A 21,066-nucleotide genomic window follows, 5' to 3' on the forward strand; every position below is an offset into this window, starting at 1 on the left:
CCCCTGGCCCCCCTGCACGCCACCCTCGCCGACGCCTACCGCGAAGCGGCTCACCGCGCATCCCCCTACCGGGCCTGGCTCCACGCCGGCGGCACGGCACCCCCCTGCCTCCCCGGCACCCCGGCATGACGAAGGGCCCCACCGCACGCGACGGTCAGCGCGGGGCGACGGGGCCGCGGTAGGGGAGGGTCTGGCTGTAGACGACGCTCGTGGTGGTGCTGCCGAAGCCGGCGAGTTCGTCCATGAGGGCCTCCAGGTGTTCCATGGAGGTCGCGGCCACCTTGAGGGTGTAGCAGTCGTCCCCGGTGGTGCGCAGGCACTCCAGGATCTCGCGGCGCTCGGCGAGGAGGCGGCGCAGGGGTTCGTGGCGGTTGCCCGGGTATTTGAGGCGGACGACCGCGAGGACGGGGTAGCCGACCTTGGCCAGGTCGATCTCGGCGCGGTAGCCGGTGATGACGCCCAGGGCCTCCAGGCCGCGGACGCGTTCGGTGGTGGCCGACGGGCTGAGGTTCACGCGCCGCCCCAACTCGCTGAGGGAGATGCGGGCCTCCCGTTGCAGCTGTTCGATGATCGCCCAGTCGACGTCGTCAAGATTCCCGGCCATGCGGCGAAAGTACCAGCAGAATCACGGAGGAACGGCGTGTACGCAGGGAAGACTCGGTTCCGCGGCCCGTGATCACCGGGATAGCCTCGGGGCATGCAACTCGGCGTCAACGTACCGAACTTCGGCCCCGGGGCCGATCCCGGCGTCCTGCGCGAAGCGGCCAGGCTCGCGGAGGAACTCGGCCTCGGCGTCCTCATGGTCTCGGACCACGTGACCGTCACCCCGGACGTGGCGGAGCGGTATCCCGAGCCGTTCTACGAGCCGTTCACCACGCTCTCCTGGCTGGCCGGCCTCACCACCAGGGTGCGGCTGGGCACGACCGTGCTCGTTCTGCCGTACCGGCATCCCCTGCTGATGGCCCGGATGGCTGCCAACCTCCACCAGCTGAGCGGCGGTCGCTTCGTCCTCGGAGCGGGCGTCGGCTGGGCCCGGCAGGAGTTCGAGGCGCTGGGCGTGCCGTTCACCGCCCGCGGCAGGCTGACGGACGAGTGCCTCGGCGTCCTCCGCGAGGCCCGGGCCGCGGGGCGCCCGGAGGGCGAGGTCCCGCTCTGGATCGGGGGCCACAGCGAGGCGGCCCTGCGGCGCGCCGTGAGGTTCGGCGACGCCTGGCACCCGCTGCGGCTCTCCCTCGCCGACATGCGCGCGGTTCTGCGGCGCCACGCGCTGCCCGGGTTCGCGCCCCGCATCGCCCTGCGCGTCACCGGCGCACCGGTCGCGGCCCCCGACCGGCCCGCCGGCGTCGGCACCGTCGACCAGATCCTCGACGATCTCGACCAGCTGCGCCTGCTGGGCGCGGACACGGTCGTACTCGACCCGTACCACGGAGATCCGGAGGAGACCCGCCGGCCCGACGCGGGATGGCGTGCGCTCACCCTCGTGGCTAACCACTGGAGTACTCGATCATGATCACCTCGGCCGAAGAGGTCCTGCTGCGGCGTGCCATCGACATCGCCGCCCGGGCGGTCGCCCTGGGCGACGCACCGTACGGTTCCCTCCTGGCCGGCCCGGACGGCGCCGTGCTCGCGGAGGCCCACAACACGGTCCGGCGGGATGACGACATCACCGCCCACCCCGAGCTGAAGCTCGCCCGCTGGGCGGCCCGCGAACTCACCCCGGACACGGCCGCCCGCACCACCCTCTACACCAGCTGCCAGCCGTGCGGCATGTGCGACGGCGCCATCGCCCGCTCCGGCCTCGGCCGGGTCGTCTACGCCCTGTCGACCGAGCAACTCGTCGCGCTCAACCCCCCGTCGGGCGCCTGGCCGGCCGTGCCGCACGACGGACCGGCCCTCCCCGACGAGGCACGCGCCCCCGTGGCGGCGTACTACCGGCCCACCCGCTGACCTCCGCCGGCCACCCGCTGACCTCTCGTCCGGGCCGTGAGGCGGAAACGGGGACGGCCCGCGCCGGGGTGACCGGGCGGGCCGTTCCGTTCGTCCTCTGGCCTGCGGTGGGGCAGGGGGGAGGGGAAAGCCTGGGGTCAGGCCTTCTTGGTCTCCTAGTAATGGGCCGGGTCGGTGACCTGCGGGGATCTTCCCTGCGGGGCGCTGACCTGGCCTTTTGCTGATGACTGGCGATGGGGTGCGACGGTCTTGAGTGGTTGTCTTGCGGACTGTGCGCGGACTGGGACGGAGTTCCCCGACTCGCTAGCTGCGGTCTTGCTCCTTCAGTTGGTTGCCCTGCAAGGGGCACCTTGGTCAGGCGGAGATCACGTCTCTTCACGCGCGGAAGGAGCGATGCGCCATGGGGCACTGATGGAGCCGTCTGGCTCCCAGCCGTAGTTCTTCAACTGCTTCGCCTCCGTCCTGCGGCCCGTGCATTCCATGACCCACACCGCGCCATCAAGTCGATCACGGGAAGCATCGGGGGCGCTGATCGATCTAAGCCAGGCGAGAGTCTCTGTCGCCCGATCGGCCCGCAGTAGAAGCCTCACAGCACTGGCAGTCGAGTGGTGCCTTCCGTCCTCCGCGCTCTCCTGGAAGAACTTGAGCGCCTCATCGAACTGTCCTATCTTCTCAAGGATGCAAGCCAGTTCATGTTGAGCTCGCGAATCTCCGGAAAGCGCCATCGGAGTCAGCAAGGAAATCGCCTCGTCATTTCTTGCTAGCTTCCGCAGGAGTCCTGCGAGGTGATACTTCACCCCGATATTGCACTCCGATCGGGAGTAGAGGAAGGTGACGGCTTCATTGCCGCGTCCAAGGTTGTGCATTAGATCGGCGAACTCCTCGGCTGCGTAGCTGTTTCCCTTCTCGATCATTCCCATCAAGAAGTTCGCGCATTCCTCCTCGCGTCCTTCCGTGAGCATCACGCTTTTCAGGGCCATAGGGGCGAATATAGAGCCCACGTGGTCGCTATTCCCTAGATCTTTCAGGTAGGCGAGTGTTGAATCAGTTCCTCCGGAAATTCGCTTCTCTTCGCAGAGTGTGTACATTGACATGAAGTTACCCTTACGTACCGACTGTTCAAGTACCTCCAGTCCCCTTTCCCGTTTCCCCGCTCCGATGAGTAGCTTCCCGAGGTTGTGTTCAGTTCCATGATTCTCGCACCAGGCCAGAGCTGACTCTATGGAGGTGTGTTGCCAAAACTCGGCAAGGGCATCGTGTAGCCACTCTGCTGGATCGCCGTCGTATTCCCATTCCCTCATGGTGTCTCTGCAGTCAACGAGGGCGAAGATGTCGCCCTGGCGGGCTGCCCGAGTGTAATAGTTAATCGCGGAATCCCAGTTCGCCTCCTCTCGGGTTGCCAGTGTCTCTGCGGCAAAGCGAAGTGCGCGAGAGGATCCGAGAGTATGGGCCTCCTCGTACCATTCGATGGTCTCGTCGATCCTGTCCGTCATGGAGAGGATCTCGGCAATCTCAAGAGCGGCCTCGCTGCTCCCTGATTCGGCGGCCTTTCTGTAAAGTGTCACGGCTATACGATATAGGCCGCGATATTCGGCCGATCTTCCAATATTCAGTGCTTCGGCTGCTGTTGAATGATGAATCAGGAGTTCCCATAGTCCTGACGATGGCGAAAGATGGCCTCGCTCTTCCCGTCCTAGCTGATACAGGGGATCTGCTAGGCGATACCTTACCGATCCTTCCGCTACCCCCCTTCTTCGCGGGTGAATTCGTGTCAGGGGGCCGCGGATGCCGCGCTGTGGTTTTACGGCATAACTTAAGGCAACCTCCAGCCAGTCGTCGGGCAAGTGGTCGATCTGTAGGTCGGTTAGGTATTCGCAGGCCGCCGCCTCGAGCAGTTCCAGCGGGACGTGCTCGCCATATCCGATACGTCGGATGTCCATCATTGCGTTGATTAAGGCTCTGGCTGGGGGCGGGGCTGTCTCGTATCGCTGGATGAGCGCCGGAACTCCAGCCAGGTACTGGGCTACCTGGTGTTGCTCTGCCTGCTCCATAGCTTGAGCGAGTCGGGAATCCAGTAAGGCGGCCTGTCTCAAGTTCTCCAGGTCGCCTGGCTCGAAATTTGTCGGAACGCGAATGGAGCTCCCGTTGAGGAAATGACGCGCGTGGGGGTGCAAGTCTCGTTGGCCATTGTGTGGTTCCGACGTCAGTTGTTCCCAGTACTCTGGCCAGAGTGTTACTAGAATCAGGACGGGGCGTCGCTCGGGTGAGTGAAGAATCCGTCGAAGTGCGGCCGCCACTCGCTCACCTTCTGCAGGGTCGGCCGTGAGGAGGAAGCGCTGAGCTTCGTTCAGCCATACCACCGTGCAAGGACCGACCTGCTCAAGTTCCGCTGCCAAATCGGCCTGGGGGGATGAGTCCAGAGCCTGCCAGAGGCGCCAATTTGAGGGCAGACCATGAATGGCCTCCCAGAAGGTTCGAGTCTTTCCTGTCGAGGACCCTCCGACGAGCGTGATAATCACACTCTGTTTCGAAAGTGCGCGGTTGATCCCCTCTCTTACGCGCCGGTCGTGATTACGCACCACGTAGATCGGTAGCGTTGTCACGGTTTCATCGTCGGCGACGGTAATGGATGGGTGTACTTCCAGGGCGTAAGGGTCGAGCTCGCTCAGAGGTTTGCCCGGTGGCTCGGCGAGCAGTGCCTTCACCCAAGCTGTCCGGGCGCGTTCCATCGTGTCTGTGACATCCCAGCCCGCTTCGCGGGCGAGAACCGCAGCGACGGAGACAACATTCGCTTGTTGCGGGGGAAAGTCGTTCGATCCGATGATCCTGTGCACGGTGTCCTTCGACGGGGACCCAGGGAGCAATTCATCGGGGTCGTCGGCGATCAGATCGGCGATCCGTGCCACTGGAGGAGTCTTGGCCTCCACATATAGGCGGTAGAGGAGCAGCTTCAGTTCACGTAACGGGCCCGGTGCGACTCGTGGTGGTGGAATCCGTCGCTGCCCACCGCCGCTCGACTCGCCGTACCCTCCGCTGTCTCGGCTCATCGCAGCATCATCTCGCCTCTGCCTCGTCCCGTCAGGGCTTCTCCAAGTCCGGACTCCCTCTGTGTACCCCGCCGTCGCAACTCGTCGTGTGCCCTCTGAAGTCGCGCAGCGTGGAAGGCGATTGGGCACGAGATGCCCAGCGGACAGCTGTTAGGAGACGTAGGTGCGTGACAAGAATCAGGGCCAGTGCAGGGTACGTGGTGGCAAGCGACCGGTTCGTCCCGAGCGAAGCAGCGTGCTGGCCGCGGCAATCAGCGGCGCTGTGACCGCCTTCGCGAGCGGGCTCGTCGGCTTCATCGTGGAAGCTGTGAGGAGTGTGTTGGGGCAGTAACGTCCGGCCGCGAGCCCTGCGGTGGACCTGTACCTCTCCAGCTCCGAGCGGTGCTAGCCCCGAATCTCGATAGCCAGGGCGCCGAGGGCTTCCTTCTCGGGCCCGTAGATGGTGCGGATGTTGGCCAGCTGCTGGTCGCGGGTGGCGGTCGGGTTGACGTGGGACGGGCCCTCGCCGTCGAGTAGGGCTTCGAAGTCGGGGTACGCGGTGACGCGGAGGACCTGGACGTCGCAGGTCTCGTCGGTGTCCTTGATGCGGAAGCGGATGGTGTCGCCGGCGGCGAGGTCCGCGAGGTGCGGGTACTTGACCCGCACCTCGATGGTCTTGGTGCCCGCGGCGACGAGCTCGAAGTACTGGCGGTAGAGGTTGAGCTCGCGGACGCGGGCGGTGTGGTCGGTCATCGGGACGGGACGCTCCTGGGGGACGGTGCGGTGATCAGGCGGCCGATCTCGGCGGCCGAGTACGAGCGGAAGAAGTGGCGGGGGTTGGAGAGCAGGGTCTCGGCTATGGCGAGCAGCTGGTCGGCGTACTCGGTGACGGTGCTGGGCCACTGCCGGGTGTCGAGCATCCAAGGGGCGGCTCCCTCCGGCAAGAGGGCACGGCCTTCTCGTATGAGGGATTTCGACAGCTTGGCACCGGTGTCGGTGACGACCTGGGGGCAGAACAGGCGGGCCGGGAGTTGGGCGCGGGTGAGGCCCACGGCCTGGAGGGCCTCGTCGACGAGGTGGGAGCCGAAGACCCAGTCGCCGCCCTTGACCATGACGTGCAGGGTGCCCTGGGGGCTGGTCAGGGCGAGTTCCTTGACCAGGTTGCGGTACAGGGTGGCCAGGTCCAGGTACGCGCCGGCGGTGGGCGTGATCGTGGCCTCGTACGGGCCGTGGTGGAGGCAGACGGCGGAGACCACAGCCGACTCGGGCCCGGTAAGGCGGGACCGGGTGCGTTCGGCATGCTTCTCCGCCCAGCCGCAGTCGGCGTGCGGGCAGGGAACGCGGAGGTGCGGGGTGCCGGTGGAGGGGGCGAGCCACCAGCGGGCTGCGTCGATGCGGGGCAGGAGCCGGAGCCAGGTGCGGCGGTAGTGCTCGCCGGCCTGCTGCTGGGTGTACGTCTCGATGCGGTGCGGGATGCCCAGGCGCCTGGACAGGGCGGCGAAGAGGGGCTGGTAGAGGGCGGTGACGAGGTCGAGCAGGGCCTGCTCGCCGAGGGCCTGGGCGTAGGCGCGTTGGTAGCGGTGTCCGCTGGCCGGGTCGGTTGCCAGCTCGTACGGGGCGTTGTCGAGGGCGCTGAAGAGCACCTCGGTGGGGAGACCGAAGCGGTCGCGGAGTCGGGCGGCCATGGCGAAGGCCAGGGACTGTACGAGCGAGGTGCCGATGTGCGGGGCGCCGTTGATCTGGGTGCCGACGACCAGCACGATCCGCTTGGGTGGGCTGGCGAGGATGCGCGGGGTCAGGACGTCCTCGGCGTGGTGGAGGGCGTTGGCGAGAACGGTGTTCGGTGAGACGGGGTGTGTGGTCACGAGGTGGCCCCCTGGGGTTCGGTGATGCGGTTGAAGGCGGCCCAGACGCACTTCCCGGGGCCCGTCCGCTCCTTCACGCCCCAGCCGTCGGCGGTCGCGGCGACGATCAGCAGACCGCGGCCGTCGACGGCGGACTCCTCGGGAACGCGCTGCGTCGGCCTGTTCTTGCCGCTGTCGTGGACCTCGATCCGTAGCTCCCCGTCGAGGGACTCGACGCGTACGAGGACCAGCCGGCCCACGGGCACCCCGTGAAGCACGGCGTTGGTGACGAGCTCCGAGGTGCACAGCCGCATGTCGTCGAGGCGGCTCGTCTCACCCCATTCGGTCAGCGTGGCGGCGACGAAGTCGCAGCAGTACGCGGTGTGGTCCGGCGGCGAGGGAAGAGCATGGTGCGGTGCCGACCCTTGCCCGGAAGGAGATCCGGAACGGCGTCGGTCGCCTTGTTGGTGAGTCTGCTTGCCATGGTCAACAGCAAAGTGACTTAACTCATTTGGGTCGGGAGCCAGCGCGGGGGCCAAGACGGGGGCCACTATGGGGGCCAGAGGTCACGTGCTTCTGGGAGACGGCATGGGCGACACCGGGATCGGAGCCTTGCTCGTCCGGCTGCTCACGGCGCGCGGCTGGAGCCAGCAGAGGGTTGCCGACGAGTACAACGCCCTGGAGGGGCGCTCCGCGAAGACCGGCAAGGAGATCGGTCGGTACGAGCGCGAAGCCCGAGTCCCCGTTCCCTATACCCGGAAGTACCTGGCGCAGATCTTCAGCGTCGATGTCGCCGTGCTCGACCAAGCCGTGGCCGTCAGCAAGGGGCAGCGGGACGCGGTTGAGGCCGCCGAGGTCGAGATTGTGCCGCCGGTGCTACCGCCCGAAGACACCCACGTCCGTGGAGACCCACTCTCCGAGGACGCGGTGCGGTCGGCGGACTTCGCCCGCTTCATCGCGCAGCGGAACGCCGACGAGTTCGTCGTGGAGCAGCTGGAGGCAGACGTCGGCCGGCTCGCCCGTACGTACGTCAGCCACCCGTTGATGGAGCAGTACGTCGAGATCAGGCGGTTACGGGACGGGGCCTTCGAGCTGCTGCGCGGGCGCCAGCACCCCCGGCAGACCACTGACCTGTACCTCTCCGCCGCTCGCCTCTGCGGCCTGTCCGCGCACGTCTGCCTCGACCTCGGCGCCTACGACTCCGCCGCCACCCACGCTCGCACTGCACGTGCCTGTGCCGAGGCGGCCGGGCACGAGGGGATGCTGGCCTGGGTACGGGCCGTGGAGTCGTTGATCGCGTACTGGACAGGGCGGTACGAGCAGGCAGCCCGGCTGGCGCAGGCCGGTCGACGGCACAGGGCGAGCGGCAGCATCGGCGCACGGCTGGCGAGTCTGGAGGCGCGGGCGTTGGCGATAGTCGGCGACTCGGTAGGAGCGCTCGCCGCCCTGTCGGATGCCGATCGATCTCGTGAGGCGATCTCGGGTCGGGACGAGGTGCTGGGAGTCTTCGACTTCCCTGCGGCCAAGCAGTTCGCGTACGCCGGAACGACCCTCCTGGCCGTGGGCGGGCAGGAGCACGTCCACCGGGCCATCGTCAGCGCGGAGACGGCGATCCGCCTCTATCGCAGCGCGGACGGAGACGACCAGTCGGTCGGTGACCTGTTCGCCGCGCACCTCGACCTCGCCAGCGGGCACCTGCTCCTGGGCGACTTGGACGGCACGGAGGAGATGCTCGGCTTCGTTCTCCACTCCTCGCCGGAGCGCATGTCGGCCAGCATCGTGCGCCGACTCACCGTTCTCGGGCGGGAGCTGGAAGGACCGCAGTACGGTGGAGCCGCGCAGGCGGTACACCTGCGCGAACGACTCCAGCACACGGTCGTCCGTGCGTCCCTGCCCGCCGCCCACCCACCGGAGTTGCCGACGTGACCGACCTGTCAGCCGCCCACGACGCCGCCGTCACCGACCGGGCCCGCCTGGCGGGCAGCGCCTACAACGGAGACCGGGACCTGGCCGCCCGGCAGTCGCTCTACCAGTGGCAGACACCGCGGTACGACCTCCCCGGCCTCGTGGTCGAGCAGCTGGGCGACGTACGTGGGCGGGTCGTCGATATCGGCTGCGGCAACGGCAAGTTCATCCAGCGGCTCCGTCAGGACCGCCCGGACCTGTCCCTGCTCGGCTTCGACATCGCGCCCGGCATCCTCGCCGGCGTCCCCGGCCCGGTCGCCGTGGCGGACGCCACGCGGCTTCCGCTAGCGGCGGGCAGCGTCGACGCCGCTCTCGCGCTTCACATGCTCTACCACGTGCCTGACATTCCCCAGGCGGTCAGGGAGCTGGCCAGGGTCGTGGCCCGTGACGGGTTGGTGGTCGCCTCCAGCAACAGCGACCGCGACAAGGCCGAACTCGACGACCTCTGGCAGCGGGCCGCCGGCGACGTCCTCGGCGTCGAGCGCGGCCCGGCCCGCATCTCGCTCAGCGCCCGCTTCTCCCTGGAGAAGGCCCCGGCCTTCCTCGGGGAGGAGTTCAGGCGGGTCGAGGTCGTCAAACTGCCAGGGACCATCACCGTCCGCGACCCCGAGCCGGTCATCGCTCACATGGCCTCCTATCGCGCCTGGTCGGACCAGCACGACGTGCCCTTCGACGCAACCATCGACCGGGCCCGGGCCCTCGTCGCCGACGACATCGCCCGCAACGGCGCGTACGAGATCACCTGCCTTGGCGGCGTCCTCATCTGCCGCCGGTGAGGTCAGCCCTGTGGCGGCCAGGGACCGGCGAGCAGGCGTCCTGCCTCCTCGGTGATCTCTTTTGCCAGGGGTTCTCGGTCGCCGCCTCGGATCGCTGCCCGGTCGTTGTAGGCGTCGGTCTTGTCGACCAGCGGTCTGAGCGTCTGCGGCCGGGCCAGTGCGCCCCACCCTTCGTACGTGATCAGGTCACCGCCGGCGCCGGGGTCCAGGCTGCCGTTCACGATCAGATGGAGCCACCAGCGAACGAGTTCCCAGCGGGCCGCTTCCCACGGGAGGTCGGTGGTGTCGGCCGGGAGGTCCTGGAGCAGGCTGAGTTCGTCCAGCACCTGGTCGAAAAGGGTGTCGGCCCGCTCCCGCTCTGAGCGTGACAGGCCGGCGAGGAGGGGAAGGGACTCCGTCTCGACGTCGAGGACCAGGGCCGCGAGGCCGGCCTGGATGAGCTGTTCTGGGTGGTGCCGTCGGCCGATCAGGCGTTCCAGGGCCAGCATCCGGAGGCAGTCGACGGCCTCCTGTGCGCTCATGGCGTACGGCATGAAGGGCGTGGGCAGGGTGACGTCGATGCCCGGCCCGCCCTCGACGAAGTACGACCAGAAGTCGACTGTCGTACGGGCGAGGAGGCCGCTCGATCGGCCGGCGAATTCGTGGTGGACGTAGTCGGCGAGGTCGTTCCCGTACAGAATGATGTCGGTCTGGTAGACGGACAGAACCGGGTGCCCGTACTCGCCCGCCGTGCCTGGCAGGTAGCGGTGCCCGTAGACCGGAACCAGCTGCGGCACGCTCTCCAGCTCGGTCCTCGCGACACGCAGCGCCTCGGATTTCTCCGTCGGCCTCGAAGGCCAGGCGGGATGCCAGAACCCGTTGTGCTCCACGTCGAAGAGCACCCCCTCCACCGGCCACGCCAGCCGCCCGGCCAGGTCCTCGGGGTCGCCATCGCGCCAGTCGGGCCACCGCGACGAGCCGTGCGGGAGGCCGGCGGACAGGAAGACGCGGTGGTCGGCCGCGAAGGTGAAGCCGAACCGTTTCTCGACCGCGTCGAGTTCCTGCTCGGTGAGCGCTGGTCCGATCTCCGTCCGGAGCATGCCCTGAAGGGTCCGGGCGGCTTCTAGGGTCAGGCGCGGGGGCGACGGCGTGATCATCTCGCCAGCGTAGTGAGCGGTACGGCAGTACTCGCCAGGAGGTTGTGGCAGTCCGCTCTCTCATCGGGAGCGGCCCCAGCTACCGGCCGGACAAGCGCCCCAGGAATCCTGCCGGGAAACCTCCGGCCTTCTGACCGGCGCCACGGATTGCTGAGGTGACCGCTGCCCAAAGTCCCGTGGTTCCGGCCTCGCCGGCCCACGTGGATGATGGCGCGGTGACGAACATCAGCGACGCCCATGTGAAGGTCCACTTCCGGATGGAGGTCGACGACGACGGCTGGCCGCCGGCGAGCGTCGAGAGCCTGTGGGCAGTGGACCTCGGCGACGGAACTGTCCGTCTCGACAACACCCCGTGGTTCGTCCGTGGAGTCGCGAGCGGCGATGTCATACGCGTGAACGTCGATGACGACGGCCTGCGCTGGGCCGGGGAGACGGTTCATCCCTCGGACAACTGCACCATCCGGTTGATCGTGCTGAAGGACGGCGGCTTTCCACCAGCTTGGCACCACCGGCGAGGGCATCGAGCGGTTCGGGATGGTCGCGCTGGACGTCCCACCGGAAGCCGACATCCAGCGGATTCAGACGCTGTTGGAACACGGCGAGGCGAACGGCTGGTGGCACTGGGAAGAAGGATGCGTCACCGCCGCTTGGGAAGCCAGCGCAAGCGCCAAGGACGGCTGATGGCCGCAAGGACGGCTCAGACCATCGGCCGCAGCGAGAGGGTGGGGAATTATCTGGCGTTTGGCCTGGAACTAGCTGACCGTCTATACCTGTCAGCGGTCACGCTTTCTCCACGATATACATGATCAGCGTCACGTGATTCGGCTCTGTCGGGGGTCCTTTGGTTAGGCTGGCGCTGACCCAGGCTGATGGGCTGCGGCGGCCTCGGGCATCATGATCGGATGCCGGACACCGCAGCACGCGCTGCTCTTCTCGATCACCTCCGTCGGACGCTCCCGGGGCGCGTCATCGATGAGGTCCCAGGTGTGAATGGGCCCATCGAGGATCGCGTGCCCGGATTCCGGGTGTTCCGGATTCATCCCGCGTATCCAGGCGACTGGTGGCTGTATGTGACGTCAGGCTGTTGGAAGGCAACTCAGCACGACGGCCATGGCACGGAGTTCTTTCTCGCGGCACCGCGCGACGAATGGATCAACCTGGAGAGCGTCACAGTCAACGCGTACTACCACTGCGGACCGGTACACCAGCGACTCGACGTCGGACACACTGTCCCTATTGGCAGACCGTGGCTCGATGACTCCGACTGCAACCACTACCTGGTGAGCCTGCCGTATCCCTTCGGGCCCGACTTCGAGGTCTGCAAGTGGGAAGGCGGAGCCCATGCCCGTATCTTGTGGCTGTTGCCGATCACCGCAGCGGAAAAGGATTACCGTCGGGAGATGGGACTCGAGGCACTTGAAGTCCGTTTCGATGAGCATGCGATCGACCCCGTCGATCCAAAGCGGGCCTCCGTGGCCTGAGGCGGGCGGGCGGAGACGAGAACAGCTGCGACGACGGTCAGAGACCGAGAAGAATCCTTTTGCGGAGAAGGCCGAGGCTGGCCCGTCCGTAGCCCTGCCTCTTGATCAGCTTGATGCGTGTGGCCTGGCCCTCGACCTGGCCCGAGCTCCAAGCCGGACGAGGAGGTCACCCCGCCCACGGTCGAGCAGGTCGAGGCGATGGCGCGGGTGATGCCGCCGTACATCCGCGCGGCCGTCGTCACCCTCGCCGGGTCAGGGCTTCGCATAGGCGAGCTGCTCGGCCTGAAGGTGTCGGACGTCGACTTCAAGGCCGGCACCATCCGCGTCGAGCGGCAGCGGCTCCAGTCCGGGAAGATCGGCCCGCCGAAGACCGCCAAGTCCCGGCGTACGGTTCCGGTCGGCGAGGTCGTCGCCGACGCGCTCCTCGCGCATCTCGCCGCACGCCCGTCCAAGGAGTGACTGTTCACCATGGAGGAGGGTGAGCCGCTCAACTACCGGCGGTGGAAGACCGAGTGGAACGGGGCTCGCAAGGCGCTCCAGGCGGCCGAGGATGAGGTCGCCGAGCGGGATGGCCGTAAGCCCGTCGAGCTGCCGCACATGGTCACCCATGACCTGCGGCACTTCTACGCCTCCGCGCTCATCGCCGGCGGCGCGAGCGTCAAGCAGGTGCAGCTCGTCCTCGGGCACGCGTCCGCCGTCATCACGCTGCGGATCTACGCGCACCTCTGGCCCGGGGAAGAAGACCGCACCCGGGCCGTCATGGACGCCGTGCTCGGCGGCCTGCGGACCGGGTGCGGACAGGTAGGCGGCATGACCCGCGAAACCGCAGGTCAGAACGCCTAACCAGAGATCAAGCCTTCTTCGTCTCCCAGAAGATGCGGTCGATCTCGGCGATGAGCTCGAGGGCCTTCTCGCCGGTCTTCGGGTCGGTCGACGCCTTGGCGGCCGAGAGGGCCTTCAGGGTGTCGTTGACCAGCTGGTTGAGCTCGGGGTACTTCTCGAAGTGCGGGGCCTTGAAGTAGTCGCTCCACAGCACCGAGACGTGGTGCTTGGCGAGCTCCGCGCGCTGCTCCTTGATGACCGTGGCGCGGGCCCGGAAGTGCGGGTCCTCGTTCGCCTGGTACTTCTCCTGGACAGCCTTGACGGACTCGGCCTCGATGCGGGCCTGGGCCGGGTCGTACACGCCGCAGGGGAGGTCGCAGTGGGCGCTGACCTTGACCTTGGGGGCAAACAGGCGGGAGAGCATTGAGCCGTCCTTCCTCGTGATCGTCTTCTCAAGTGGGAGATTACTCGGTGAGAAGGGCGTTTTCGCGAGCGCCCCCTGGGGCTTAGGTCAAAAGTCCGGGGAACGGATCGGACTCGTGTACGAGTCGACGAGGGGAGCAGGAGTGGAGCGGGAGGCTACCGCGGCGGCCGAGGCGCCGTTCGGGATCGCCGAGGTGACGGGGGTGTCGATGGTGCCCACACTGCTGCACGGGGACCGGCTGCTCGTGCGGTACGGGGCGCGGGTGGCGGTCGGCGAGGTGGTCGTGCTGCGTCATCCGCTCCAGCAGGACCTGCTCGTCGTGAAGCGGCTGGTCGAGCGACGGGACGCCGGGTGGTGGGTGCTCGGGGACAATCCGGGCGCCGAGGGGGACAGCCGGGTCTTCGGGGCCGTACCGCCCGAGCTGGTGCTCGGGCGGGTGGTGGCCCGGTACCGGCCGTTGACGCCGGGGCGTCAGCGCTCGGCCGGGGTGGTGCTCTCCTGGCTGTTCTCGGCGGTGCGGCCGGTGAGGCCGGCCCGCTCGGCCTCCAGGCGCTTGCGGGCCCGGTAGGCCGCCACGTTGGCCCGGGTGGCGCAGCGGTCGGAGCAGTAGCGGCGGGAGCGGTTGGTGGAGGTGTCGAGGTAGGCGTTGCGGCAGGGCGGGGCCTGGCAGAGGCCGAGCCGGTCGGCGCCGAACTCCGTCAGATGGAAGGCGAGTCCCATGGCGGAGATGGCCGCGTATCCGGCGGTCGCGTTGGACGAGTGGTCGGCGAGGTGCATGTGCCAGCGCGGCCGGCCCTCCTCGTCGAGGGTGTCGTGGCCGGAGATCTGCGGGCTGACCGGGAACTCCAGGAGCAGCGAGTTCAGCAGGTCGACCGCGCCGGTGTGGTCGCCCTCGTCGGCCGCGGTGAAGACGGCCCGCAGCCGGGCCCGGATGGTGCGGAACCGGGGCAGGTCGGCCTCGGTGACCCGGCGGGCCATCTGGGTGGCGGGGCCGAAGAGCTCCTTGAGCACCTCGACCGTGGTGAGGCCGTCCCTGCCGCGGGCCGGCTCCTCGGTGTTGACGAGGCGCACGGCGTAATCCGAGTAATAGGCCAGTTCCACTTGTAGTCCTTACGGTGGCGGGCTAGGGTCGGCGTCGAGGGGGTAACTGGTGTTTCCCCTCTGAGGGTATTACGTTCTCGGGTTTTCTGTGGCGTCGACGACGGAGGATACGGACATGGGCGACACCGACTGGGCGGGCTGGCAGCGGAGCTGGGACCGTCAGCAGGAGTGGTACATGCCGGACCGCGAGGAGCGGTTCCGCGTCATGCTCGACATGGTCGAGGCGCTGGTGGGGCCGGAGCCCCGGGTCCTCGACCTCGCCTGCGGTACGGGAAGTATCACGGACAGGCTCCTCCGGAGGTTCCCGGGCGCGGTCTCCACGGGCGTCGACCTCGACCCCGCGCTGCTCGCCATCGCCCGCGGCACCTTCGAGGGCGACGACCGCGTCACCTTCGTGACGGCCGACCTCAAGGACCCCGGGTGGACGGAGGTGCTGCCGTACGACACGTACGACGCCGTCCTCACCGCCACCGCCCTGCACTGGCTGCACAGCGAGCCGCTGGCCACCCTGTACGGGCAGGTCGCCGGGCTCGTCCGGGACGGCGGGGTCTTCATGAACGCCGACCACATGATCGACCCGGCCACCCCGCGGATCAACGCCGCCGAACGGGCCCGCCGGCACGCCCGGATGGACGAGGAGAAGGCCGCCGGGGTCCTCGACTGGGCCGAGTGGTGGGCGCTCGCCGCGAAGGACCCGGTCCTCGCCGAGCCCACCGCCCGCCGCTTCGAGATCTACGGCGAGCACGCCGACGGCGACATGCCCTCGGCCGGCTGGCACGCCGACACCCTGCGGGCGGCCGGCTTCGGCGAGGCCCGCCCGGTCTGGTGCTCGCCCTCGGACACCCTGCTGCTGGCCGTGAAGTAGGCCGCGGGACGCGAGAGAGGGGCGGTACGGGCTCAGGCCCGTACCGCCCCTCTCCGTACGCCTTACAGCACCTTGGACAGGAACGCCTTCGTCCGGTCGTGCTGCGGGTTGGTCAGGACGTCCCTCGGGTGGCCGGACTCGACCACCACGCCGCCGTCCATGAAGACCAGCGAGTCGCCGACCTCCCGGGCGAAGCCCATCTCGTGGGTGACGACGATCATCGTCATGCCCGACTCGGCGAGGTCCCGCATGACGTCGAGGACGTCACCGACGAGCTCCGGGTCGAGCGCCGACGTGGGCTCGTCGAAGAGCATCAGCTTCGGCTCCATCGCCAGCGCGCGGGCGATGGCGACGCGCTGCTGCTGGCCGCCGGAGAGCTGCGACGGGTAGTTCCCCATCCGGTCCCGCAGGCCGACCCGGTCGAGCAGGCGCTCGGCCCGCTCGCGGGCGACGGCCTTGGACTCGCCCTTCACCTGGATGGGTGCCTCCATCACGTTGGCCAGGGCCGTCATGTGGGGGAACAGGTTGAAGCGCTGGAAGACCATGCCGATGTCCCGGCGCTGGGCCGCGACCTCGCTGTCCTTCAGCTCGTAGAGCTTGTCGCCCTTCTGGCGGTAGCCGACCAGCTGGCCGTCGACCGAGAGCCGGCCGCCGTCGATCCGCTCCAGGTGGTTGATGCAGCGCAGGAAGGTCGACTTGCCGGAGCCGGACGGACCGACCAGGCAGAACACCTCTCCGCTGCGGACCTCCAGGTCGATGCCGCGGAGGATGTGGGCGGCGCCGTAGGACTTGTGGACGCCCTCCGCCTTGACCATGAGCTCGCCGGTCATGCCGTCGCCTCCGGGGAACGCTTGAACGTGGTGAGGTTCGTCTTGACCCGCTGCCAGGGGGTGGGCGGCAGGTTACGGGTCGAACCGCGGGCGAAACGGCGCTCCAGGTAGTACTGGCCGACGCTGAAGACGCTGGTCAGCGCCAGGTACCAGATGGAGGCCACGAAGAGCATCTCCATCACGGCACCGGCGGTGGAGCCGATGTTCGAGGAGGCGCGGAGCAGCTCCGTGTACTGCACGGCCGAGACCAGCGACGAGGTCTTCAGCATGTTGATGAACTCGTTGCCCGTCGGCGGCACGATCACGCGCATCGCCTGCGGCAGCACGATCCGGCGCATGGTCTTCGTCTGGGACATGCCGAGCGCGTGCGCCGCCTCGGTCTGGCCCTCGTCGACCGACTGGATGCCGGCGCGGACGATCTCCGCCATGTACGCGCCCTCGTTCAGGCCCAGGCCCAGCAGGGCCACCATGAACGGGGTCAGGACCTGCGAGGTCTCGTCCTTGTAGATCGGTCCGAGGTTGATGTACTCGAAGATCAGGGCCAGGTTGAACCAGACGAGCAGCTGGACGTAGACCGGGGTGCCGCGGAAGAACCAGATGTAGAGCCAGGCGACGGCTCCGGTGACCGGGTTCTTCGACAGCCGCATCACGGCGAAGACGATGCCGAGGACGAGGCCCAGCGCCATCGAGGTGACGCTGATGAGGACCGTCTTCCAGAGACCGGAGAGGACGGACGGATCGAACAGCTTGTCTCCGACCGTCGCCCAGATGATGTTGCCCTGGGAGAAGGCGTAGACGAGCCAGCCGAGGAGGGCCACGACCACGACGCCGCTGACCCAGCGGCCGTAGTGCCGGACCGGGACGGCCTTGATCGCCTCGTACGGCGTGCCCGAGGGGCCGGACCCGGCCGGAGCGGCGGCCGGGTCCTTGCTGATCTTGTCAGTCATGACGACTGCCCTTCAGTGGTGCGAGGGGGGAGCGGGCGGGTCACTTGCCGGCGTTGATGGTGGCCTGCTTGACCGCGCTGCCCTCGACGTCCCACTTCTTCAGGGCCTCGGCGTAGGTGCCGTCCTTGATGCTGGCGTCGAGCGCCTCCTTGATGGCGTCGCGCAGCTGGGTGTTGTCCTTGGAGACGGCGATGCCCATGAGGCCGACGTCCGTCTGGTTGCCGACGACCTCGAAGTCGTTGCCGCCGCCGGAGGTCTTCGCGATGTACGCGGCGACCGGGTAGTCGTTCAGGTCGGCGACCGCGCCGCCGGCCTTCACGCGGGTCTGGGCCTCGGCGTCGGTGTCGAACGCCTGGATCGTGAGCTTGTTCGAGCCGCACTTCGTGGCCTGGGCCTTGAAGGTGTCCTCGTAGATCGTGCCGCGCTGCACGGCGACGGTCTTGCCGCAGAGGTCGTCGAGGGAGTTGACGCCCTGCGGGTTGCCCTTCTTGACCAGCAGGGAGACGCCGGAGGAGAAGTAGTCGACGAAGTCGACGCCCTTGCCGATCTTCTTCCCGTTGTCGTCCAGGCCCTCCTGGCGCTTCTTGTTGTCCGTCATGGAGGACATGACGATGTCCTGGCGGCCGGTCTCCAGGGAGGTGATCAGGCCGTCGAAGGTGCCCGAGGTGAACTCGAACTTCACGCCGAGCTGCTTGGAGAGCGCGGCGGCGATGTCGGGGTCGACGCCGACGATCTTGCCGTCCTGGGTGAACTCCATCGGAGCGTAGGAGGCGTCCGTGCCGACCTTGATGACGCCGGCCTTCTGGATGTCGGCGGGCAGCTTGGAGAAGAGCGGGGCGGAGTTGGCGGCGGTGCCGCCCTCCTTCGTCGAGCCGCCGTCGGTCTGGTCGCCGCAGGCGGTCAGCAGCACGGAGCCGGCGACCGCGATGGCGGCGACCGCGGCAAGACGGGACGTGCGGGTCTTGGCAGCGGTCGTACAGCGCGTGGAGCGTGCGGTCATGGTCGGGATCCTCCGGCGTATGAGGGAGTTGCCATAGGCGTTGCCAATGGTCGCGTACGCATCTTCGAGTGTCGCGACCTCGTGTGATTACGGCATCTTGCCATTCGGACCGCCTCAAACCGACGGCCACGGATGTCAAAATCGGATAACGGGTCGCGCCCGAACCCCGACAGGCCGGTACATCAAGGCCGGATCATCTTTCGCAGCCTTCCCCTTTCACCGAAGAATCTGCGGTGGATCTCGCCATTCGGACGGCACGAACAGAGCCAAACGGGCGCTGCCGGCATGTTTCCTGATAACGGGTGACGAGTCGCTCTCCGTCCGCGTCCGGAAGCAGTACGTATGAGTCGTGTCACCGAGGGCAAACGGACTCGTCTGCGGGACCCCATGTCCGGTAAGAAGGATCCTTACACCCCTCATCCGGGGCTCAGGGCGCGTTGTGCGGCGCGCCCGCGCGGCTGCCCGACACGGCGGCCGCGGGACCCGCCCACCGCTCCACACCAGGAGCGGCAACCCTCGACAACAGACATAAGGGGTCTCACCCACATGGCAGCGGAGATCGTCAATCCTCGCAGCGAGAGCGGTACGGAAGGAGCTCCCGAGGAGCCCTTCGACCCGGCTTTCGCTCTCCACCGCGGCGGCAAGATGGCCATCCAGGCCACCGTCCCCGTCCGCAACAAGGACGACCTGTCCCTCGCGTACACCCCCGGCGTCGCCAAGGTGTGCACCGCCATCGCCGAGCAGCCCGAGCTGGTCCACGACTACACGTGGAAGTCCCAGGTCGTCGCCGTCGTCACCGACGGCACCGCGGTGCTCGGCCTCGGCGACATCGGCCCGGAGGCATCCCTCCCGGTGATGGAGGGCAAGGCGATCCTCTTCAAGCAGTTCGGCGGCGTGGACGCCGTCCCGATCGCCCTCGCGACCACCGACACCGACGAGATCGTCGACACCGTCGTCCGGCTCGCCCCGTCCTTCGGCGGCGTGAACCTGGAGGACATCTCGGCGCCGCGGTGCTTCGAGATCGAGCGCAAGCTCCAGGAGCGGCTCGACATCCCGGTCTTCCACGACGACCAGCACGGCACCGCCATCGTCACCCTCGCCGCCCTGCGGAACGCGGCGAAGCTGACCGGCCGGACCCTCGGCGACCTGCGCGCCGTCATCTCCGGCGCGGGCGCGGCCGGCGTGGCCATCGCGAAGTTCCTGCTGTCGGCCGGCATCGGCGACGTCTGCGTCGCCGACCGCAAGGGCGTCGTCAGCAGCGACCGCGAGGACCTCACCGACGTCAAGCGCGAGATCGCCGGCCTCACCAACAAGGCCGGCCTCGCGGGCTCCCTGGAGACCGCCCTCGCCGGCGCCGACGTCTTCATCGGCGTCTCCGGCGGCACGGTCCCCGAGGCGGCCGTCGCCTCCATGGCCAAGGACGCCTTCGTCTTCGCCATGGCCAACCCGAACCCCGAGGTGCACCCCGACGTCGCGCACAAGTACGCGGCGGTCGTGGCCACCGGCCGTTCGGACTACCCCAACCAGATCAACAACGTCCTCGCGTTCCCCGGCATCTTCGCCGGCGCGCTCCAGGTCCGGGCCTCCCGGATCACCGAGGGCATGAAGATCGCCGCCGCCGACGCCATCGCCGGTGTCGTCGGTGACGCGCTCGCCGCCGACTGCGTCATCCCGTCGCCGTTCGACGACCGGGTCGCCCCGGCCGTCGCGGCCGCGGTCGCCGCCGCCGCGCGCGCCGAGGGCGTCGCCCGCCGCTGACACCCGTCGCGGAAGCCCCTGGGAGGGCCCCGCCCGGTCCGCCGCATCGGACCGGGGCGGGGCCCTCTCGCATGACGCCTCCGGGACGGCCCGTCGCCGCTGTTCCGGGAGGGGACGCGCGTCACACCGGTGTGTGGTTCCGCGCGGTCGCCGCGGCGGCCTAGGGTCGAGGCCATGTTCGCTGCCTACGCTGCCCGAATCGACCGCGACCAGCCCCTGAACGGCCTCGAGTTGGGCGAACGCCCCGAGCCCGTGGAGCGTCCCGGCTGGACCACCGTCACCGTCAGGGCCGCCTCGCTCAACCACCACGACCTGTGGTCGCTGCGCGGGGTCGGACTGCCCGAGGAGAAGCTGCCGATGATCCTCGGCTGCGACGCCGCCGGGATCGACGAGGACGGCAACGAGGTCGTCCTGCACTCCGTCATCGGCCAGACCGGCCACGGCGTCGGACCGGACGAGCCCCGCTCCATCCTCACCGAGCGCTACCAGGGCACCTTCGCCGAGCGCGTCAGCGTCCCCCGCTGGAACGTGCTGCGCAAGCCGAAGGAGCTCTCCTTCGCCGAGGCCGCCTGTCTGCCCACCGCCTGGCTGACCGCCTACCGGATGCTCTTCACCAACGCCGGTGTCCGCCCCGGCGACTCGGTCCTCGTCCAGGGCGCCGGCGGCGGCGTCGCCACCGCCGCGATCGTCCTCGGCAGGGCCGCGGGGCTGCGGGTCTTCGCCACCAGCCGGGACGAGGCCAAGCGGAAGCGGGCCGTGGAGCTCGGCGCCGTCGAGGCGTACGAGCCCGGCGCCCGGCTGCCGCAGCGGGTGGACGCCGTCATCGAGACCGTCGGCGCCGCCACCTGGTCGCACTCGGTGAAGTCCCTGCGCCCCGGCGGCACCCTGGTGATCTCCGGCGCCACCAGCGGCGACCGGCCCTCGCACGCCGAACTGACCCGGATCTTCTTCCTGGAGCTGAAGGTGGTCGGCTCCACCATGGGCTCCAAGGACGAGCTGGAGGACCTGCTCTCCTTCTGCGCGGCCACCGGGGTCCGTCCGGTGATCGACGAGGTGCTGCCGCTGGACCGGGCCCGCGAGGGCTTCGAGAAGATGGCCGCCGGCGACCTCTTCGGAAAGATCGTGCTGACGACCTCTTGATACG

General features: G+C 68.4%; 21 protein-coding genes and 2 pseudogenes. 12 read left to right on the forward strand and 11 right to left on the reverse strand.

Annotation, left to right across the window (positions count from 1 at the left end):
- Positions 1-154 precede the first annotated feature (154 nt).
- Positions 155-604 (reverse strand): Lrp/AsnC family transcriptional regulator, encoded by a 450-nt coding sequence (locus tag IF73_RS0133000; protein ID WP_031014233.1) that lies wholly within the window; start codon positions 602-604, stop codon positions 155-157.
- A 93-nt stretch (positions 605-697) separates the two neighbouring features.
- Between IF73_RS0133000 and IF73_RS0133005 the strand changes: the two genes are divergently transcribed.
- Both IF73_RS0133005 and IF73_RS0133010 read left to right on the forward strand, forming a co-directional pair.
- Complete coding sequence (locus tag IF73_RS0133005; protein ID WP_031014235.1) at positions 698-1,510, forward strand: LLM class flavin-dependent oxidoreductase; 813 nt, start codon at positions 698-700, stop codon at positions 1,508-1,510.
- The gene (locus IF73_RS0133010; RefSeq protein ID WP_031014237.1) at positions 1,507-1,947 is read left to right on the forward strand and encodes a nucleoside deaminase; all 441 of its coding nucleotides are present in this window, start codon (positions 1,507-1,509) and stop codon (positions 1,945-1,947) included. Before IF73_RS0133005 ends, IF73_RS0133010 begins: the two co-directional genes overlap by 4 nt.
- 365 nt (positions 1,948-2,312) lie before the next feature.
- Here IF73_RS0133010 and IF73_RS41280 read toward each other — a convergent pair whose 3' ends face one another.
- From IF73_RS41280 to IF73_RS42915, 4 genes are all read right to left on the reverse strand, one after another.
- The gene (locus tag IF73_RS41280; RefSeq protein ID WP_158822214.1) at positions 2,313-4,994 is read right to left on the reverse strand and encodes a hypothetical protein; all 2,682 of its coding nucleotides are present in this window, start codon (positions 4,992-4,994) and stop codon (positions 2,313-2,315) included.
- Between the two features lie 384 nt (positions 4,995-5,378).
- Positions 5,379-5,726, reverse strand: a complete 348-nt coding sequence (locus tag IF73_RS0133030; RefSeq protein WP_031014242.1) for an ASCH domain-containing protein — start codon at positions 5,724-5,726, stop codon at positions 5,379-5,381.
- Positions 5,723-6,838: a hypothetical protein gene (locus IF73_RS0133035; RefSeq protein ID WP_031014244.1), complete on the reverse strand. Its 1,116-nt coding sequence runs from the start codon at positions 6,836-6,838 to the stop codon at positions 5,723-5,725. The genes IF73_RS0133030 and IF73_RS0133035 overlap by 4 nt, the downstream gene beginning before the upstream one ends.
- Positions 6,835-7,368, reverse strand: coding sequence for an ATP-binding protein (locus tag IF73_RS42915; RefSeq protein ID WP_420706600.1), 534 nt, complete (start codon positions 7,366-7,368; stop codon positions 6,835-6,837). The genes IF73_RS0133035 and IF73_RS42915 overlap by 4 nt, the downstream gene beginning before the upstream one ends.
- 37 nt (positions 7,369-7,405) lie before the next feature.
- Between IF73_RS42915 and IF73_RS0133045 the strand changes: the two genes are divergently transcribed.
- Positions 7,406-8,743: a hypothetical protein gene (locus tag IF73_RS0133045; protein WP_037881276.1), complete on the forward strand. Its 1,338-nt coding sequence runs from the start codon at positions 7,406-7,408 to the stop codon at positions 8,741-8,743.
- Entirely contained in the window at positions 8,740-9,558 is an 819-nt protein-coding gene (locus tag IF73_RS0133050; protein WP_031014250.1) for a class I SAM-dependent methyltransferase, read from the forward strand. Before IF73_RS0133045 ends, IF73_RS0133050 begins: the two co-directional genes overlap by 4 nt.
- Before the next feature lie 2 nt (positions 9,559-9,560).
- On the opposite strand, the gene IF73_RS38935 is transcribed toward IF73_RS0133050, so the two are convergent.
- A complete protein-coding gene (locus IF73_RS38935; protein ID WP_051717551.1) occupies positions 9,561-10,637 on the reverse strand; it encodes a hypothetical protein in 1,077 nt (358 codons plus the stop codon).
- A 314-nt stretch (positions 10,638-10,951) separates the two neighbouring features.
- Here IF73_RS38935 and IF73_RS42660 point away from each other — a divergent pair.
- From IF73_RS42660 to IF73_RS38220, 4 genes and pseudogenes are all read left to right on the forward strand, one after another.
- Positions 10,952-11,116: pseudogene (locus IF73_RS42660) on the forward strand (DUF4265 domain-containing protein); the annotation flags it as partial.
- Positions 11,117-11,228: 112 nt separating this feature from the next.
- Positions 11,229-11,375 (forward strand): DUF4265 domain-containing protein, encoded by a 147-nt coding sequence (locus IF73_RS42665; RefSeq protein WP_078868388.1) that lies wholly within the window; start codon positions 11,229-11,231, stop codon positions 11,373-11,375.
- Between the two features lie 221 nt (positions 11,376-11,596).
- A complete protein-coding gene (locus IF73_RS0133065) occupies positions 11,597-12,175 on the forward strand; it encodes a suppressor of fused domain protein (protein ID WP_031014254.1) in 579 nt (192 codons plus the stop codon).
- A gap of 153 nt (positions 12,176-12,328) precedes the next feature.
- Positions 12,329-13,018: pseudogene (locus IF73_RS38220) on the forward strand (site-specific integrase); the annotation flags it as partial.
- Between the two features lie 7 nt (positions 13,019-13,025).
- Here the strand turns inward: IF73_RS38220 and sodN are convergent.
- Positions 13,026-13,421 (reverse strand): superoxide dismutase, Ni, encoded by a 396-nt coding sequence (gene sodN, locus IF73_RS0133075; RefSeq protein ID WP_030207400.1) that lies wholly within the window; start codon positions 13,419-13,421, stop codon positions 13,026-13,028.
- A 142-nt stretch (positions 13,422-13,563) separates the two neighbouring features.
- Between sodN and sodX the strand changes: the two genes are divergently transcribed.
- Positions 13,564-13,989 carry a nickel-type superoxide dismutase maturation protease gene (sodX, locus tag IF73_RS0133080; RefSeq protein ID WP_031014256.1) on the forward strand — a complete coding sequence of 142 codons (426 nt, stop codon included), beginning with the start codon at positions 13,564-13,566 and terminating at the stop codon, positions 13,987-13,989.
- On the opposite strand, the gene IF73_RS0133085 is transcribed toward sodX, so the two are convergent.
- A complete protein-coding gene (locus IF73_RS0133085; RefSeq protein ID WP_031014258.1) occupies positions 13,893-14,522 on the reverse strand; it encodes a CGNR zinc finger domain-containing protein in 630 nt (209 codons plus the stop codon). The two genes, sodX and IF73_RS0133085, sit on opposite strands and share 97 nt — an antisense overlap.
- A gap of 115 nt (positions 14,523-14,637) precedes the next feature.
- On the opposite strand from IF73_RS0133085, the gene IF73_RS0133090 reads away from it, so the two are divergent.
- Entirely contained in the window at positions 14,638-15,387 is a 750-nt protein-coding gene (locus tag IF73_RS0133090) for a class I SAM-dependent methyltransferase (RefSeq protein WP_031014260.1), read from the forward strand.
- 62 nt (positions 15,388-15,449) lie between these two features.
- Here the strand turns inward: IF73_RS0133090 and IF73_RS0133095 are convergent, their stop codons facing one another.
- The 3 genes from IF73_RS0133095 to IF73_RS0133105 are packed head-to-tail and all read right to left on the reverse strand — an operon-like array spanning position 15,450 to position 18,164.
- Positions 15,450-16,217: an amino acid ABC transporter ATP-binding protein gene (locus IF73_RS0133095; protein ID WP_031014262.1), complete on the reverse strand. Its 768-nt coding sequence runs from the start codon at positions 16,215-16,217 to the stop codon at positions 15,450-15,452.
- On the reverse strand, positions 16,214-17,164 hold the full coding sequence (locus IF73_RS0133100; RefSeq protein WP_031014264.1) for an amino acid ABC transporter permease: 951 nt from the start codon (positions 17,162-17,164) through the stop codon (positions 16,214-16,216). The genes IF73_RS0133095 and IF73_RS0133100 overlap by 4 nt, the downstream gene beginning before the upstream one ends.
- A 40-nt stretch (positions 17,165-17,204) precedes the next feature.
- The gene (locus IF73_RS0133105; RefSeq protein ID WP_031014266.1) at positions 17,205-18,164 is read right to left on the reverse strand and encodes an ABC transporter substrate-binding protein; all 960 of its coding nucleotides are present in this window, start codon (positions 18,162-18,164) and stop codon (positions 17,205-17,207) included.
- Between the two features lie 546 nt (positions 18,165-18,710).
- On the opposite strand from IF73_RS0133105, the gene IF73_RS0133110 reads away from it, so the two are divergent.
- Both IF73_RS0133110 and IF73_RS0133115 read left to right on the forward strand, forming a co-directional pair.
- The gene (locus tag IF73_RS0133110; protein ID WP_031014268.1) at positions 18,711-19,922 is read left to right on the forward strand and encodes an NAD(P)-dependent malic enzyme; all 1,212 of its coding nucleotides are present in this window, start codon (positions 18,711-18,713) and stop codon (positions 19,920-19,922) included.
- Positions 19,923-20,096: 174 nt separating this feature from the next.
- Positions 20,097-21,062: a zinc-binding dehydrogenase gene (locus IF73_RS0133115; RefSeq protein WP_031014269.1), complete on the forward strand. Its 966-nt coding sequence runs from the start codon at positions 20,097-20,099 to the stop codon at positions 21,060-21,062.
- The last annotated feature ends 4 nt before the right edge of the window (positions 21,063-21,066 follow it).

Source organism: Streptomyces sp. NRRL F-5727, from assembly GCF_000719555.1.
In the GTDB taxonomy this organism is placed as follows: Bacteria; Actinomycetota; Actinomycetes; order Streptomycetales; family Streptomycetaceae; genus Streptomyces.

Coding starts and splice junctions, on each gene's coding strand:
- IF73_RS0133000 (WP_031014233.1), bottom strand. CDS start 604: ATGGCCGGGAATCTTGACGACGTCGACTGGGCGATCATCGAACAGCTG.
- IF73_RS0133005 (WP_031014235.1), top strand. CDS start 698: ATGCAACTCGGCGTCAACGTACCGAACTTCGGCCCCGGGGCCGATCCC.
- IF73_RS0133010 (WP_031014237.1), top strand. CDS start 1,507: ATGATCACCTCGGCCGAAGAGGTCCTGCTGCGGCGTGCCATCGACATC.
- IF73_RS41280 (WP_158822214.1), bottom strand. CDS start 4,994: ATGAGCCGAGACAGCGGAGGGTACGGCGAGTCGAGCGGCGGTGGGCAG.
- IF73_RS0133030 (WP_031014242.1), bottom strand. CDS start 5,726: ATGACCGACCACACCGCCCGCGTCCGCGAGCTCAACCTCTACCGCCAG.
- IF73_RS0133045 (WP_037881276.1), top strand. CDS start 7,406: ATGGGCGACACCGGGATCGGAGCCTTGCTCGTCCGGCTGCTCACGGCG.
- IF73_RS38935 (WP_051717551.1), bottom strand. CDS start 10,637: ATGCTCCGGACGGAGATCGGACCAGCGCTCACCGAGCAGGAACTCGAC.
- IF73_RS42665 (WP_078868388.1), top strand. CDS start 11,229: ATGGTCGCGCTGGACGTCCCACCGGAAGCCGACATCCAGCGGATTCAG.
- IF73_RS0133065 (WP_031014254.1), top strand. CDS start 11,597: ATGCCGGACACCGCAGCACGCGCTGCTCTTCTCGATCACCTCCGTCGG.
- sodN (WP_030207400.1), bottom strand. CDS start 13,421: ATGCTCTCCCGCCTGTTTGCCCCCAAGGTCAAGGTCAGCGCCCACTGC.
- IF73_RS0133090 (WP_031014260.1), top strand. CDS start 14,638: ATGGGCGACACCGACTGGGCGGGCTGGCAGCGGAGCTGGGACCGTCAG.
- IF73_RS0133095 (WP_031014262.1), bottom strand. CDS start 16,217: ATGACCGGCGAGCTCATGGTCAAGGCGGAGGGCGTCCACAAGTCCTAC.
- IF73_RS0133100 (WP_031014264.1), bottom strand. CDS start 17,164: ATGACTGACAAGATCAGCAAGGACCCGGCCGCCGCTCCGGCCGGGTCC.
- IF73_RS0133105 (WP_031014266.1), bottom strand. CDS start 18,164: ATGACCGCACGCTCCACGCGCTGTACGACCGCTGCCAAGACCCGCACG.
- IF73_RS0133110 (WP_031014268.1), top strand. CDS start 18,711: ATGGCAGCGGAGATCGTCAATCCTCGCAGCGAGAGCGGTACGGAAGGA.
- IF73_RS0133115 (WP_031014269.1), top strand. CDS start 20,097: ATGTTCGCTGCCTACGCTGCCCGAATCGACCGCGACCAGCCCCTGAAC.